A 14,695-nucleotide genomic window follows, 5' to 3' on the forward strand; every position below is an offset into this window, starting at 1 on the left:
CACATATGCCAACAGAAGATACAAGCACGGGCCGCCGCGGCTTCCTGCTGGCGGCCGGCAGCCTGGCCGCCACGCCATTGATCAGCTCGACGCAAGACGAGGTGGTGCAAACGACAGTGGCCGGGCGCCGCAAGCTGGGCACGCTGGAAGTATCGAGCCTGGGCCTGGGCGTGCAAAACATGAGCCGTACCTACCAGACAACCGTGCCCAGCCGTCCAGAGATGCACAAGATTATCCGCACGGCATTCGAGCGCGGCGTCACCTTCTATGACGCGGCCGAGGCGTATGGTCCGCACGAGGTGGAACGCATCCTCGGTGAAGGCGTGGCGCCGTTCCGCGACCAGATCGTCATCTCTTCCAAATTCGGCTGGGATATCGACCTGGAAACAGGCGAGCGGCGGCCCGGCCGCAACAGCCGTCCGGCGCACATCAAGCTGGCCGTGGAAGGCATGCTCAAACGCCTGCGCACGGACCGCATCGACTTGCTGTACCAGCACCGGGTCGACCCGCAAGTGCCGATCGAGGACGTGGCCGGCGCCGTGCAGGACCTCATGAAAGAAGGCAAGGTGCTGCACTGGGGCTTGTCGGAAATGGGCTTGAACACCTTGCGCCGCGCCCATGCGGCCCTGCCCGTCAGTGCCGTGCAAAGCGAATACTCGATGCTGTGGCGGGGGCCGGAAGACGGCGTGCTGGCCCTGTGCCAGGAACTCGGCATCGGCTTCGTGCCGTGGAGCCCGCTGGGCGTGGGCTTCCTGGCGGGTGCCATCGACGCCAGGACGCGCTTTGCCGATGGCGACATCCGCAAGATCGAGTCGCGTTTTTCACCAGAAAACCTGCCGCACAACCTGGCGCTGGCGGCCCTGGTGAATAGCTGGGCCACGCGCAAGCAGGTGACACCGGCGCAGATCGCCCTGGCCTGGCTGATGGCGCAGCGGCCGTGGATCGTGCCGATTCCCGGCACCACACAGATGGCGCACCTGCTGGACAATATCGGTGCGGCGCACGTGCGGTTGACGTCGGGAGAAGTGGCCGAGCTGAACCAGGCTGTCGCGGCCATTGCTATCCGGGGCGCGCGCCTGCCCGACGCCGTGCAGGCCTATTCGGGCGTGGAAGCGCCCCTCAGGGAAAAGTGATGAAGGTCTGCGGCACGGCGTCAGTCAGCCACACGCCGTTGTCGGACACGTAAAACACGTGGCCCTGCGCCCGCATGGCGGCCGCATCCACCATCAGCACGACGGGCTTGCCATGGCGCCCGCCGACAGCCACGGCCGTTTCGCGCTTGCTGGACAGGTGCACATGGTTGCGCGATCCCGGCAGCAGGCCGCCGGCGCGGATCGCCTCGACAAAGCGGCTGGCCGTGCCGTGATACAGCATGGCGGGCGGCGTGGTGGGCGGCAAGGCGATATCGACGGCCGCCAGCGAGTGGCCCTGGTTGGCGCGGATGCGCAAGCCGTCGTCGCTGATGGCGTAGCGCGTCTTGCTGTCGTGCGCCACCACGTCATCCAATTGTTCACGGGAAATCCGGCGGCCATGTTGGGCCGCCAGCGCCAGCAGCTGGCCGATATCGGCCCAGCCGTGGGGATCGAGCGCGAGGCCGATTTTTTCAGGGGCGTGGCGCAGTATGAGGGAAAGGAATTTGCTGGTATTTACCAAATGATCTGTCATGCCCCAGTCTACCGTTATCAGAACGCATATGACAAGGTCAGGCGCGCGGAACGGGGTTCCACCGGATGAAAATGCCGGTCATTCACCCCGTCCGCCCCCTCGCCGGGCAGGCGCGACGCATAGTAGTAATCGATGTCGCTGGCGCGTTTGTTGAACAGGTTGAAGACGTCGAGCGACAGCCGCGTCTTGCGGTTGAGCTGGTATGCCACGCGCGCATACGCCAAGGTGGTCGAGGCGGAGCGCACGCTATTGTCCTCGATCAAGGGACGGGGGCCGAAATAGCGCAGCTGGAAGGCGCCCGACCACGGCCCCTGGTCCGTCACCGTCACGCCAAACGAGGCTACCTTGTCGATGGCGCCGGGGATATGATTGCCGGCCGTATCATTTTCCGTATAGCGCGAGCGCGAGGCGGCCAGGTCCAGGTCGAACAGCAGCCACGGCGCGGCAATGTAATGGTTGTTCCACTCGATGCCGTGGCGGCGGCTGGCACGGCTCGCTTCCGTTACGCCCGCGTCGCCCACGAACAGCAGCTCCGACGCGATATCGAGGCGCCACAGGGCCAGCGAGCTTTGCAGGCCCTGCAGCCATTCCGTGCGCGCGCCCAGTTCCATGCCTTTGCTCGGCACCAGAGGGGTGACGGGCATGGCGGCCTCGCCATCGGGCAGGCGCGTCTGCGTCGTGCCGCGTGCATCGTTGCTATGAAAACCTTTTCCATAGTTCAGGAAGAATTCCGTCTTGTTCCATGGGCCAAGGATCAGGGACAGCTTGGGCGAGACCACATGGTCGTTCGCCGCGCCGCTGTTGCCGGCTATGCTGCTGTCGACTTTGAAACGGTAGGCGTCGTAGCGCAAGCCCGCCACCGAACGCAGCCACGGCAGCCATTGCACCGTGTTTTCGCCATACAGGCCGATGCTGGCCTCGCGCACGCGGTCTTCGCGCAGCGTGCCTTGCCGCATGCGCTCCACCGTGTTGTACAGGCCCACGGGCGACAGCCGGTCGTAGCGCGCCTGCACGCCGAGCTTGTTGCGCATGGGGAACCCCGCCAGCTCCGTGTTCCAGCTTTCGGCCGCGTTCACGCCCGCCACCGTGCGCCGCTCGCTTTGCTGGAACTGGTCGCCGGCGGCCGGATTGGCCAGGAAGTAGGTGAAATCGCTGTTCAGTTCCAGCTGCGAGCGGATCAGGTAAGCGTCCAGCTCGAACAAGCGGTTCTGCGTGCGCTGGCGCATGGCGTATGACAGGCTGGTGCGCGACGTGTCGCCGCCGTCGCTGGGCGCCAGCGAGCCGAAGCGGCCGATCTCGCCGGACGCCACGGCCCGCAGCGGCACCTGGTCGGTGGCGTTCCAGCCATTCTTGTACGCCATCGCCGTCACACTGAAACCGTTGTCCGGCGTGCCTTGGCTGTAGCGCAGCACCCCGCTATATTTGCGCACCCTTTCCGGCACGTCCCAGGGGCCGTTGTTACGGTTGACTTCCAGGCCGTACAGCAAGGTGCCTTGTCCTGCAGCAAAGGAATCGGCCACGACGCCGCGCACATAGCCATGCTGGCCGACGGACACGCTGGCCTGGCCCTCCGGCAATTTGTCGGCCAGGCGGATGCGCGCGCTGCCTGCCGAGGAAAAATCACCTTCGCTGGCGAAATACGGCCCCTTCTTGTAGTCGATGCGCTGCACCAGTTCGGGAATGAGGAAATTGAGGTCGGAATAGCCTTGTCCATGGGCATGCGTGCGCATGTTGACGGGCATGCCATCGACGTGCGTGGCGAAATCCGTCCCGTGGTCGAGGTTAAAACCGCGCAGGAAATACTGGTTGGCCTTGCCGTCGCCGCTGTGCTGGGTAACGATCAGCCCCGGCACGAATTCCAGCAGCTCCCCCGTGCGCAAGGCGGGCCGGTTGACGATCAGTTCGCTGGTGATGACGCCCTGGCTGGCCGCGTCCGACGTGCCGACGGCGTTGTCGTAGTGGCCCGTCACGCGTACGGTGCGCGCTTCATTGGCAACGGCATCGGACACCGCGGCGGCAGGCGGCTCCGCCCATGCGCTGGCCTGGATGGCCAGCCAGGCCAATGCCAAAGGGATTTTCCTGGATTGCATCTCTTCTCCCGTTCATCCTGAAAACAACTGCTTGTGGCTCGCCCCTGAAGATACGCAAAACACCGGCGTCCGGATTCAAACATTTGCGCAAAATCAAGCTGCAAAACACATGTTTTCAAACAATGAAATAAATCGCGGCGAGTTATCTTTAGAGAGAATGTCGCCATATAAAAAGTGCATACTACCTGTCAGAATCCGCGCACAAGACCGGCCCGCCAGCATCTCCTGCCATGCCTGCCGCTCTTTCGCCCGCGCCGCTCCGCCGCGCGCATCAGGGCTGTCGCTGTGATTTCGCCGTCTACGCGACGCCCTGCCATGTCGACCACGCAGGCTGGCGCAGCTGCGGCAAAGTCTTTGGTTTTTTCCATATTGTCAGACACCGGCACGCCTGCACGGCGCGGCCTGGCGACCACTTTGAACTGGAGAACTACATGACATTGTTCCTGCCCTCTTCCACTCTGCTGACACCGGGCGACAATCCGGATGGCCAGCGCTTCGTGCTGGCCTCGCAGCAATGGATCGACTTGCAGACGCGCATCCAGGCCGTGCTGGCCCTGCCGTCGGATATCGGCGAATACGAACAGCGCTACGGCGACGCTTCGTCCGGTTCGCAAATGAAGGAATGCTTCGACGCCATGCGCAAGCTGCGCCAGACGGCCGAGCGCTACGGCAGTCCCAGCAGCCTGCGGGCAAAGATCCTGCACGACCCGAATTTCCTGGCCAACGGCACGCGCCCGAAAAACGATGCCTTTTCAGCCACCGTCTGGACCGTGGAGCGGGCGCACCGCGATGCCTTTACGCTGTCGTCGACCTTGCGCAGCATCCCGGAGATGGCGCGCCACGAATCGGCGGCCGACGCCACGGCCGGCATCAGGAGCCTGTTCCTCGACAATGGCCAGATACTCGACAATATGCAGGACACCATCGCGAAAATCGGCGAGTTGATCGCGGAGTTCGAACACATCGAAACAGCGCTGGACGACGCCCAGTTGCTGATGCGCACCTTCACCGAACGCTCATCCAAGACGCGCACTGAACTCGACAAGGAAATCGGCGCCCTGGGACAGAAAATCGCAGACTTGGAGCGCGCGCGCGACGCCGCCTATTCGAAATGGCTGGCATTGACTATTTCCGCCTGCATCGTGCCCGCCGTCATCGGCATCATCGGCATTGCCATCATGGTGATCCTGGCCGTGCCCACGGGCGGCGGCAGCTTTGCCATCGGTTCGGCCGTCACGGGCGGCGGCGTGGCCCTCTCCGCAGCGGCGCTGGGCGCGGCGGCCGGCGTGGCGCGCGGCAAATACGATGGCCTGGTACAGGAAGTGCACGAGCAGAGCGCCTTCCTCGCCAAGCGCGCGTGTTACCGCAGCGACCTGGGCGCGCTCGATGAACTGATGAAATTCTCGCTGCCGGCATCCAACGGCATCCTGGGCCAGTTGCGCAGCGTGCAAGCGGCCTGGAGCGCATCGGCGCGGGAACTGGGCGCGCGCGCCAGCGATTTGAGCGTGGACAACCTGCACACCGGACCATGGCTGCGCGAAGCCGAGATGGTCAAGGCTGCCGATGGCTGGCGCACGCTCGACAACGCCTTGAAGGCGTTTGTTACCGGGTCCTTTGTCGATGCCAATCTGATCGGCTTTGGCGCCAGCTTGCCGCCAGACCAGCCCGACTGGCAGCAGCAACTGACGGCCAGGCTTGCCGCCTGACGCCAGCGTTTTCAGTAGCTGTTTTCCGTACTTCCACGCAGTCTGACCTGATCACTGAAGGGAACTACCATGAGTGTTACCGCTATTAATACCGCCGCCACGCCATCGATCGACCCGCCGCCAGGCTTGACCACGCCGGCCAATCCCCAATCCGGACAAAAGAGCCAGTTTGCCCTGTTCAGCGACAGCTGGATCGAATTGCAAGCCTATGTGGGCTCGGCCACCGAATTGCCCATCACCAAAGGCGATTTCGAAAGCAAGTACGGCGCCGTCGATGGCTCGCAGACGGTACTCGATTGCATCGGCGCAATGAAAAGCGTGCAAAACGCCTCCACCGAATTCGGCAACCCGAAAAGCCTGCGCGCGGCCCTGATCAAGAATCCCGGCCTGCTGGCCACGCCGACGCCGCCGACGGAAATCTACACGCACACAGTATGGCTGGGCCAGCGCGTGCATGACACCTCGACCAAGCTGGTGAGCGGCTATCAAAGCGTGCTGGATGAACTGCCGGGCCTGCCGCCCAAGGAACAGGTGGAGAACCTGAAAGCCTATCTGTTCGACCAGACCATGGGGCCGATACCGCTGGCGCAAAAAATGTCGGCCGAAGTGGCGGCACTGATCAGGAAGCTGGGTCTGTTCGAACAGAAAATGAATGAATACAACAGCAAACTGCAGGCATTTACCAGCAGTTCGTCGACGATGATCGCCAATGTCAACCGCACCATCGGCGGCCTGGAAACGAAGATCGTGGAGCTGGAGAAACTGCGCGATGCCGCCTACAAGGCCTGGCGCGACTTCACCATCGCCGCCGTCACGGCCTCCGTCGGCTGCGCGCTGATCGGCGGCCTGCTGGCGCCGTTCACGGGCGGCGTCTCGCTGCTGGTGGGCGGCGCAGCCGCCATCGCCGCCGGCGTCGGGCTGGGCATCAAGGCGGCGCAGAACCGCGCCGCCTACAACGAATATTGCACACAGATCAGCAGCCAGACGCAGGAATTGCAAAAGAAACAGCGGCTGCGCAGCGACCTGGGCGACTTCAACACGCAGATGGCGCGCGTGGGACCGGCCATGTCCAAATTCCTCGGCAACCTGCAAACGGTGGAAGGCGTGTGGGTGCAGATGAATACGGACATGATCACGCTGGGCAACAGCATCACGGAATCGAACGTGGGCAGCATGCCTTTCCTCGTCAAGGCGAAAGCCAAGCTGGCCATCGATTCCTGGCAAGCCATCGATGACAGCGCCAAGCAATTCACCGTGCAATCGCTGGTCGACTACGACAACCTCGCATTCGGCCAGCACCTGTCGGAAAACCAGCGCGCCGCTTGATGACAGTTGCCCTCCGGCTCAGGCACCGGGGGGCAAACATACCGATCGTTGGCTTCTAGAAAGGCAAACACCATGTCGAGACAATTCGGATATCCGCTGGCAGTGCAACAGGCGGCGCTGCGGCAAGCTGTTGATGATGGCAATCCCCATCTGGCGTTTGAAGGCGGCAGCGCCTGGGATCACCTCACGTACTACCTGGTCCAGGCGGACAAGCTGCAGCCCGGCCCGGACCAGCCGCTGGCAGCGGCGGCGCAAGCCGTAGCGGACGAGGCGGCCCGCTTTGGCACGCCGCAAAGCTTGCGCGCCCTGCTGGCCACATCGCCTGACGCCCTGGCGCAGAATACGCCGCCGGCCATGCTGTACGCGTGCCTGGTGTGGTTTGTCTTGCGCCTGAAAAATTCCGCTGCCAGCATGCTGTCGTATCAGCAATCACTGCTGGAGGCGGGTGTTGGCGCCGGCGACAGGCGCGAAGTACTGCATGCGCTGGGACCGATGGTGGAAGAAGCGCGCGCGTCCATTGCTCCCCTGCTGCAAGGCTTGAACAAATGGAAGGATGGCGTCTTGCCGGCGAATGCGGCGCTGGCCCGGCTGGCAGCACAGACGGGCACCGATCTGCAGGCACAGCAAGAAGCGCTGGGGCGCTTGCTGGCAGCCATCGCATCGCTAGAGGAACAATTGGCGCACCTGGGCCTGTTCAGCGGGCACAAGAAAAAGGAACTGGAGGCGCAGTTGCACGCCTTGCGCGAGCAGCTGACGCGCGACACGGCGCTGTCCGAGCAGCTGCGGCTGCAACTGGAAGGCGTCAACCTGCTGCTGGCCAATGGCGGCTGGCTGGAAGCGGCCATCGATGAGCTGATCCATTGGCTGGACGGCTTGCGCACCGCGTGGAGCGCTCTCGGCTCCGGTACGACCCAGCTGGCGGCCGACGCCAGCGACGCGGAACTGGGCAACGACAGCTGGCTGGCGCAAACACTGGCCACCGCCATGGCCTTTCCCCTGTGGCAGGCGCTCATCACCGCCGCGCAACGCTACGCCAGCAACGCGCTGGTCGACTTCCCCGCGCCGCCTGACGCGACGGGACGGCAGCCATGAAGCGCGCCGCCGCACGCCTGCTGCATCTGCTGGCCATGGCCACCCTGGCGCTGGGGCTGCTGCATGCGCCCGCCATGGCGCAAAACAGCAACACCGCCGCGCTGGAAAACGCGCTGCGCCAGCTGGCGCAATTCCAGCGCGAAGTGGCGAATATGCGCAATGCCGTGCGCCAGCCTCTGGGGCCGTACCCGCTGTACACGCAGTGCAGCTGGTGCAGCGAGCATGCGTGGTGGGGCCTGGGCATGTGCACCAAGACGACCACGGAAACATGGTCGCAGAATGTCGATTTCACATGGACGCGCAACCAGCTCGATCAAGTGCTGGCCCGCGCCGAACGCGATGCGGGCAACCTGGGCGCGGCATATGCTCCCACCCAGGCGTGGATAGACAGCTTGCCGGCCTTTAGCCGCGCCTTTGACGCGAACGCCGACCGCGTGCTGGCGGTGCAGGAGCAGATTCGCCAGGGAATCGGACCCAACGACCAGCAGCGGCAAACGGCGACGCAGGCGCTGCAACAGCTGAGCAGCGACATGGAGCGCAGTTCGGCCCAGCTGAAGGCGGGCACGCAGGCGCTGGCGGTGTCGCTGCAGCAGCAAAGCGCCTATCGAGAACAGATCCGCCTGGCCATCGAGGGTGCCGACCGCTCGGCCCAGGAAGCGCTGCGACAGATTGAACAGGCGGCCCAGTCGCATCACTGTCAGGATGGCTTGCCGCAAAAGTTCAATGCCATCCGCGACGACTTCAAACGCTCGATCCAGAGCATTTCGGCAGCTTTCCAGCAGCTCGATAACAGCAGCCGCGGCGCCGAGACCGGCCTGGCCGCACTGCTGGGCGCTGTCGTCACCTCGCAGACCGACATGCAATCCATCCTCGACCTGCTCAAGGCGGCGCAGAACGACAAGCTGGGCAGTTTCCTCGAGCGGCTGCACCTGAATGCGGCGAAACAGCAATGGCACGACCTGGCCAATGCCTATACGCGGGTGGCGCGCGAAGCGGCGCTGGCGCAAGGAGGCGGCTGACAAAGACTGACACTGCCAGGATGGCGCCGCTTTGCGCCATCTCAATGCCACGGCCGCCCTGCTTCCTATGATGAGCATATGCTGCTTGTGCAATGCCGCATCCATTTGGAGGGGCCGTGGGCAAATCGGATACCAGCAACGCCGGCGCCAGTATGCCGGCAGCGGTGCGCAAGAAAGATGCGCTGCCATTCATCCTGCTATACATCCTGCTGGCGGGCTTGCTGGCCGTGATAGGAGGGGCGGTACTGGCACCCCACTACCATGCCGTGCCGGCTCTGCTGTGGAGCCTGGGCTTTTGCGTCAGCGGCATGCTGCTGGGATTCCTGTTCGGCATACCGCGCAGCCTGCCATCGGGCACCGTCAACGCGGCGCCGCCCGACGAGCGGGCCAATGGCAAGGGCCGCCCCACGGACGAAGCGCCCGCCGCCGGAGCCGATGCGGCAGCGGGCAACGCCGGCAACACCCTGTTCCTGGGCACGCCCACGCCCATGGAGGTCAATTCGAACCTGGTGGAAGTGTCGGACTGGCTGACGAAAATCATCGTCGGCGTGGGCTTGATCGAGCTCAAAAGCCTGCCCGGCAGCACGCGCAGCATGGCCGCCTTCATCGCGCCCAGCCTGGCCACCGACACGCCGACCGCCATGGCCATCGTGGGCGGCATCATGCTGTTCTTTTCCGTGCATGGTTTTTTGATCGGCTACCTGCTCACGCGCATTTACCTGTCCATCATGATCAAGCGGGCCGACAGCATGGTCAAGAACGACTCCGTGCGCCTGGAGAGCGGCAAGGAAATCGAAGTGACGGAACTGAGCCGCTTGCAGCAAAAATCGCTCGAAGACATGCAGGAAGCCGTGACGCAGCTGCTGCTGGCCCATCCGCCGGACGGGGGCGCGGCCGTCACGGCCCTGGCCGGCATGCCGGCGGAGAAAAAGCAGGCAGGCCTGGTGCTGTGGCTGGACGACCATCCGCGCAACAATACCTTGCTGGTGGAACAGCTGGAACGGGAAAACATCAAGGTGGACCAGGCGGTCTCGACGCAGCAGGCGCTGGCCATGCTGCAACAGAAGCACTATGCGCTGCTCATCACGGACATGGCGCGGGTGGAGAACCGCCAGCGCATCAAGGATGCGGGCGTGCACACGGTGCGCGAAGTGCGGCAGGCCCAGCCCGCGTTGCCCATCATCGTGTATTGCAGCAAGGATACGGTCGCCAGCTACGGCACGGAAGCGGAAGCGGCCGGCGCCCGTTTCATCACCACATCGGGCACCAGCCTGCTGGCGGCCGTCAACAAGCTATTGCATGAGGAACGCCAGGACGGCGATCAATCCACCCTGTAACGGTAGCTGCCCACGTAATGGAGCGAACTGCGCTGCGGGTGCGCCAGCTGATTCGGCGCAAACACGCACACGCTCGTGTCGGCCAGCACGCCCTGCGCCTCCGCGTCCGCGCACGCCTGCGCCAGCCAGCTGTCGCCATACGACACGCCATCGAGCAACTGCGCCAGCGGCACTGGCGACGCCAGCATCGCGCTTTCAAAGCACGCCGGTTCGTATTGGCTCAGACCCGTTTCCAGGAAGAATGGCGACGGCACGGTCTCGCCATCCTCCGTGTATGTGGGCGCCAGGTAGGCCTGCAGCGCTTCCCAGCCGGGAAAGCGCCCGTTGCAGGCAAACACGTGGACGGTCGGCATGGTGGAAGACAAGCTTACAGCTTCTCCATCTTTTGCCGCACGGCCGGCGCCGTGGCAGCCGTCGGCGCCAGTTCCAGATAGGTTTTATAGGCCGCTTTCGCCTTGACGCCATCGCCGGCCTTGGCATACGCGTCGCCCAGGTTCAGATAGGCGATGGCGCGCGACGGATCCATCTTGACCGTGTTTTCAAACCAGCGGGCCGCTTCGCGGTATTTTTCCTGCTTGTAGAAGACAAAGCCCAAGTTGTTCGCCGCGAGCGCGAAATCGGGCCGCAGTTTCAGCGCTTCCGTAAATTGCGCTTCCGCCGCCGCATATTGTTTCTCCTTGTACAGCTGCAAGCCACGGTCGTTGGCCCGCTGCGCCAGCTGGCGCGCCGACGTCGGCACGGCGCCTGGCGTGACGATCTTCTGTTCGCCGCCCTGCAAATCCTTCACCGTCACGCTGGCAGCCGCCGGCTTGGCGTCGAGCTTGCTGTTCAGGGCAATGGCTTCCGTCGACAGCTGTGTCGTGTTCGGGCTGAGGAACTCCGTCTCGCCCGGCAATTCAAACACGAAATCGCCCCCTTCCGAGCCCGGCAGGCTGCCAAACGCGGGCGTCTGGTTCGATACGCTGGACACGGCCGGCGCCACGTAGGCCGCCAGTTCCGTCGCCGTAATGAGACCGTCGCCGTTCAGGTCGCCCTTGCCCGCCAAGCCTTGCAGCAAGGTCCACGTGAACACGGAATGGCCGTTCGGCCCGCCATCGGCCACCAGCTGGTCGCCGCCGCCAGCCGTCAGCATTTGCCTGCCGATGCGCTTGGCATTGTCGCGCAGGAAGGAGCTGGAACCGGCGCCGCGGGTCAGGCCCAGGCCGCTGTAGCAGGCGTCCATGACAAAGAACGCGTGCTTGGCCGTCAGGCTTTCCGCGATATTCTGGATTTCCGTCATCGGGATCGCATCCGTGGCGAACTGCGCCGGATCGGAATCGACGGGCACGATGTAGCCGAGGTCGCGCCCGGAACTGAGCTTGCGCGTGGCGCCGTGGCCGGCGAAAAACACGAAGATGCGGTCATTCTTTTGCACGCCGCCATGCGCCAGCTTGTCGTGGAAGGCGGCCAGGATATTGTTGCGCGTCGCTTCGCCATTCTTCAGGGTGACGACGCGCTCGGGCGCGAAGGCAAACTTTTCAATCAGCGTTTCGCGGATGCCCTGGGCGTCGCGCACCGCATATTGCAGTTTCGGCCATTTCGCGTAGTCATCGATGCCGATCACCACGGCCCAGGAATTGGCATAACCGGTGGTCACGGGCACTTTTTCCGGCGCAGGCGCCGAACTTTTCGCCACCTGGAAGCTCGTGCCATCCCAGCCCGCGAATTGATAGCCTTCGGCGATCAGCTTGTCGAGCACGGCCGGCAAGGCTTTCACCGTGCGTTCGTGGATGTCGTGGAACAGAATGATGCCCCGTCCCGCCTTGTCGACGGACGCCAGCACGCGGTTCGTGATCGAGCTGGGCACGGGGTCGGCCCAGTCCAGCGAATCGATATTCCACATCACGGACTTCAAATGCGCATCGGCCAGCGCGGCCATGCCTTCGCTGTTGCGCGCGCCATATGGAAAACGGAACAGCGCGGCCCGCTCGGGGCTGATCGCCTTCAACAGGGTGTCGGTGCCGAGGATTTCGCCCTTCAGCTTGTCGCCCGTCTGTTTCGACAACTGTGCGTGGCTGAAACTGTGGTTGCCCACGGCATAGCCTTCCTTCATCAGCTTGCGGCTCACTTCCGCGCCCGCGTTCAGCTTGGCGTGGCCTTCCGCGTCCAGGCTGCCCAGGTTGCGGCCCACGTTGAAGAACACGGCCGGCACGCCATACTGTTTCAGGATGGCGCTGATTTCTTCCGTGTAGCGGCGGTGCGGGCCGTCGTCAAAGGTCAGCACGATGGTTTTCTTCGGCAAGCCCAGGCCAAAGATTTCCGCCTCATCTTTTTTTGGCACCGGCTTGGCTTCGGGCACGGAACCAGCCGGCGGTGTTGCATACGGCACGACGATGCCGTTTTCCTTGAGAATCTGTTCGCGGCTGTAGAGCTTTTTCAGCTGCGCCACGTAATCGTCCCACCGTTCGCGCTTGAGTTCGATGGCGCGCTGGCCCAGGTTGCCGAAGATTTGCCGGATTTCCTTCTCGTAATTGCGCTCGATCTCACCCAGCGCATCGAGGTCTTCGGAAATGCGCTTGTGCAGCTTGATCGCCGGCAAGGAGGAATCCTTGGCCACGTCGGCCAGCATGCTTTGCAGCAGTTCGCGGAAAGCCAGGCGGTCCGCGTCGTACAGGCCGGGATCGGATTCGATATACGTCAACAGGCTGTCGAGCGCCTCGAAGCGACCCGGATTGGTGGGCGCAGTCAATTGATCCAGCACAAGATCGAGCTTGGCGATGCGCTCCTGGTTTTCATGGAACAGCGCCTGCCCCACCTTGCGGGCTTCATCGCGCGCGCCTTCCGGCAAGCTTTGCTCCTCGGCCAGCAGCACGATGATCTTGCGGAAATTGCCCAGCAAGTCACGGAACTGGGCGGCCACGGCGGCCGTATCGACGGTCGACTGGGTCGCGGCGGCCGGGCTGCCAGAGGCGGGGGCGCCCGGCGTGGCAGTGGCGGCGGGACGGGTGTAGCTATAAATGCCGGCCCCAGCGGCGAGTGCCACGACGACGGTGGCGGCGATCTTGATCGGCTTGGAAGTCACAGGCTTGTCATTCCCTTCACATACTATGCATAGAATTCAGATGGCGCGGATGCGCCCGATGCATAATTGTAAAGCACGCTAGGCACAAGCTCAGCCCGCACGCTGAATTTGGGCAATAATATCGCTGAACACCTCCATAGATAGTGAAAACGGAAAAGACGATGCACAAGAAACTCTGCGCAGCCGCGCTGATGCTGGGCGTGGCCCTGATGCTGCTGCAACTGCGCGCGCATGCGGGCGATGGCACGGACAACGTTGTGGCCGGGCGCGTGTGCCTGCCGCACTGAGCCACGCCTCGCGCTGACGCTACACCTTGGCCGGCTCCCAGTAATTGGCCAGGCCCAGCTTTTTCAAGCCTGCCGCCACGAAGCGCGGTTCCAGCAATTCTTCCGCCGTCAACGGTAGGCGGATCAATTTTTGTTCCTGCGCAAACGCCAGCACCCGGCGGTAATGGCGGTACACGGCGTCGTCGTACAGGGGCGACCAGCGCTCCTTCCACTGCAAGCCCGGATCGTCATAGCTGCGCCGCACCACGCTGTCGGGCGTGCCGTTGCGCGTGCCATCCTTGATGATCGCCTCGCGGTTACCGTCGAGCGCCGCCCAGTGCTGGGCCCGCAACCAGGCCGTGGCCACCAGTTCCGCGATGTCGGGATGGGCTTGCGTAAAGTCGCGCCGCGCCCACAGTTCCGCCCGCATCTTGCGTTCCGGCAGTCCTTTGCTGGACCAGATGATGCGGCCAATGCCCTTGTCTTCCAGCGGATAGCCATTGATCATGAACAAGGCGTCGACGGCGCCCGTGGCCAGCGCGGCCGTGCCCGGCTTGAGGTCCATATTAATCAGGCGGAAATCCGTGGGCGACATGCGCTGGTCGGCGATCAGCTGGCGCAAGCCCAGTTCCCATGGCCGGCCCCGGTGCACGCTGATGCGCTTGCCCTTCAGTTCGGCCAATGACGTGGCGCGCGAACTGGTGGGCACCAGCAGGAACTGGTCCGTGCCCCGCCCCGCCGGCACGATCACCTGCGTGCGCACGCCGCCCGCGTTCAGGATAACGGACGGCAAGTCGCCATACGCAGCCATGTCGATGCGCCCGCTGGCGAACGCTTCATTCATGGTGGCGCCCGTGTCGCCCGTGACGGGCAGCCATTCCAGCCGCACGCCCCGCTGCTTGAGTTCGCGCGCCAGCCAGTCTTCCTGCTGCACCCGGTAAGCGATGCCGCCCAGTTCCGCCTTGCCGTTTTCCGCAAAACCCGTCGAGGCGATGCGCAAGGCCGCCGGCGGCGCCCCCGCCTTCGCCGCAGATACCGCCTGTCCCGCCAGGGGCAGCAAGGCCAGCCCGCCCATCACCGTGCGTCGCCGCATCGCATTCTCCTCATCATCAAGCATGGCCACTGTCGACGTG

12 protein-coding genes are annotated in these 14,695 nt (G+C 63.9%); 7 read left to right on the plus strand and 5 right to left on the minus strand.

All coding sequences use genetic code 11. From position 1 onward, the window contains the following. Positions 1-5 precede the first annotated feature (5 nt). On the plus strand, positions 6-1,133 hold the full coding sequence (locus CSQ91_RS07885; RefSeq protein WP_099387899.1) for an aldo/keto reductase: 1,128 nt from the start codon (positions 6-8) through the stop codon (positions 1,131-1,133). On the opposite strand, the gene CSQ91_RS07890 is transcribed toward CSQ91_RS07885, so the two are convergent. Together CSQ91_RS07890 and CSQ91_RS07895 are read right to left on the minus strand one after the other, a co-directional pair. Continuing rightward, the gene (locus tag CSQ91_RS07890; RefSeq protein WP_099387900.1) at positions 1,120-1,665 is read right to left on the minus strand and encodes an RNA 2'-phosphotransferase; all 546 of its coding nucleotides are present in this window, start codon (positions 1,663-1,665) and stop codon (positions 1,120-1,122) included. The genes CSQ91_RS07885 and CSQ91_RS07890 overlap by 14 nt on opposite strands. A gap of 17 nt (positions 1,666-1,682) precedes the next feature. Next, the gene (locus CSQ91_RS07895) at positions 1,683-3,755 is read right to left on the minus strand and encodes a TonB-dependent receptor (RefSeq protein WP_099387901.1); all 2,073 of its coding nucleotides are present in this window, start codon (positions 3,753-3,755) and stop codon (positions 1,683-1,685) included. A 431-nt stretch (positions 3,756-4,186) separates the two neighbouring features. On the opposite strand from CSQ91_RS07895, the gene CSQ91_RS07900 reads away from it, so the two are divergent. The 5 genes from CSQ91_RS07900 to CSQ91_RS07920 all read left to right on the plus strand — a co-directional run bounded on the left by CSQ91_RS07900 (position 4,187) and on the right by CSQ91_RS07920 (position 10,235). Further along, complete coding sequence (locus tag CSQ91_RS07900; protein ID WP_099387902.1) at positions 4,187-5,461, plus strand: alpha-xenorhabdolysin family binary toxin subunit A; 1,275 nt, start codon at positions 4,187-4,189, stop codon at positions 5,459-5,461. Between the two features lie 69 nt (positions 5,462-5,530). After that, positions 5,531-6,787, plus strand: coding sequence for an alpha-xenorhabdolysin family binary toxin subunit A (locus CSQ91_RS07905; protein WP_034782366.1), 1,257 nt, complete (start codon positions 5,531-5,533; stop codon positions 6,785-6,787). 72 nt (positions 6,788-6,859) lie between these two features. Beyond that, positions 6,860-7,879 (plus strand): hypothetical protein, encoded by a 1,020-nt coding sequence (locus CSQ91_RS07910; protein ID WP_099387903.1) that lies wholly within the window; start codon positions 6,860-6,862, stop codon positions 7,877-7,879. Then, complete coding sequence (locus CSQ91_RS07915) at positions 7,876-8,898, plus strand: hypothetical protein (RefSeq protein WP_034782363.1); 1,023 nt, start codon at positions 7,876-7,878, stop codon at positions 8,896-8,898. Before CSQ91_RS07910 ends, CSQ91_RS07915 begins: the two co-directional genes overlap by 4 nt. 116 nt (positions 8,899-9,014) lie before the next feature. Then, positions 9,015-10,235 (plus strand): response regulator, encoded by a 1,221-nt coding sequence (locus CSQ91_RS07920; RefSeq protein WP_180278369.1) that lies wholly within the window; start codon positions 9,015-9,017, stop codon positions 10,233-10,235. Here CSQ91_RS07920 and CSQ91_RS07925 read toward each other — a convergent pair. Both CSQ91_RS07925 and CSQ91_RS07930 read right to left on the minus strand, forming a co-directional pair. Continuing rightward, complete coding sequence (locus tag CSQ91_RS07925) at positions 10,220-10,600, minus strand: immunity 22 family protein (RefSeq protein WP_143450978.1); 381 nt, start codon at positions 10,598-10,600, stop codon at positions 10,220-10,222. The genes CSQ91_RS07920 and CSQ91_RS07925 overlap by 16 nt on opposite strands. Before the next feature lie 2 nt (positions 10,601-10,602). Next, positions 10,603-13,296, minus strand: a complete 2,694-nt coding sequence (locus CSQ91_RS07930; RefSeq protein ID WP_099387906.1) for a polysaccharide deacetylase family protein — start codon at positions 13,294-13,296, stop codon at positions 10,603-10,605. Between the two features lie 161 nt (positions 13,297-13,457). Between CSQ91_RS07930 and CSQ91_RS29150 the strand changes: the two genes are divergently transcribed. Continuing rightward, the gene (locus CSQ91_RS29150; RefSeq protein ID WP_256608825.1) at positions 13,458-13,583 is read left to right on the plus strand and encodes a hypothetical protein; all 126 of its coding nucleotides are present in this window, start codon (positions 13,458-13,460) and stop codon (positions 13,581-13,583) included. Positions 13,584-13,602: 19 nt separating this feature from the next. Here CSQ91_RS29150 and CSQ91_RS07935 read toward each other — a convergent pair whose 3' ends face one another. Next, positions 13,603-14,655 carry an ABC transporter substrate-binding protein gene (locus CSQ91_RS07935; protein ID WP_180278370.1) on the minus strand — a complete coding sequence of 351 codons (1,053 nt, stop codon included), beginning with the start codon at positions 14,653-14,655 and terminating at the stop codon, positions 13,603-13,605. Positions 14,656-14,695: the final 40 nt, after the last annotated feature.

The organism is Janthinobacterium sp. BJB301, from assembly GCF_002735685.1.
GTDB lineage: Bacteria > Pseudomonadota > Gammaproteobacteria > Burkholderiales > Burkholderiaceae_D > Janthinobacterium > Janthinobacterium lividum.

What these genes read in the sequence shown, in the direction of transcription:
- CSQ91_RS07890 (WP_099387900.1), bottom strand. Translation starts at nt 1,665, where the DNA reads ATGACAGATCATTTGGTAAATACCAGCAAATTCCTTTCCCTCATACTG.
- CSQ91_RS07915 (WP_034782363.1), top strand. Translation starts at nt 7,876, where the DNA reads ATGAAGCGCGCCGCCGCACGCCTGCTGCATCTGCTGGCCATGGCCACC.
- CSQ91_RS07895 (WP_099387901.1), bottom strand. Translation starts at nt 3,755, where the DNA reads ATGCAATCCAGGAAAATCCCTTTGGCATTGGCCTGGCTGGCCATCCAG.
- CSQ91_RS07885 (WP_099387899.1), top strand. Translation starts at nt 6, where the DNA reads ATGCCAACAGAAGATACAAGCACGGGCCGCCGCGGCTTCCTGCTGGCG.
- CSQ91_RS29150 (WP_256608825.1), top strand. Translation starts at nt 13,458, where the DNA reads ATGCACAAGAAACTCTGCGCAGCCGCGCTGATGCTGGGCGTGGCCCTG.
- CSQ91_RS07935 (WP_180278370.1), bottom strand. Translation starts at nt 14,655, where the DNA reads ATGCGGCGACGCACGGTGATGGGCGGGCTGGCCTTGCTGCCCCTGGCG.
- CSQ91_RS07905 (WP_034782366.1), top strand. Translation starts at nt 5,531, where the DNA reads ATGAGTGTTACCGCTATTAATACCGCCGCCACGCCATCGATCGACCCG.
- CSQ91_RS07900 (WP_099387902.1), top strand. Translation starts at nt 4,187, where the DNA reads ATGACATTGTTCCTGCCCTCTTCCACTCTGCTGACACCGGGCGACAAT.
- CSQ91_RS07910 (WP_099387903.1), top strand. Translation starts at nt 6,860, where the DNA reads ATGTCGAGACAATTCGGATATCCGCTGGCAGTGCAACAGGCGGCGCTG.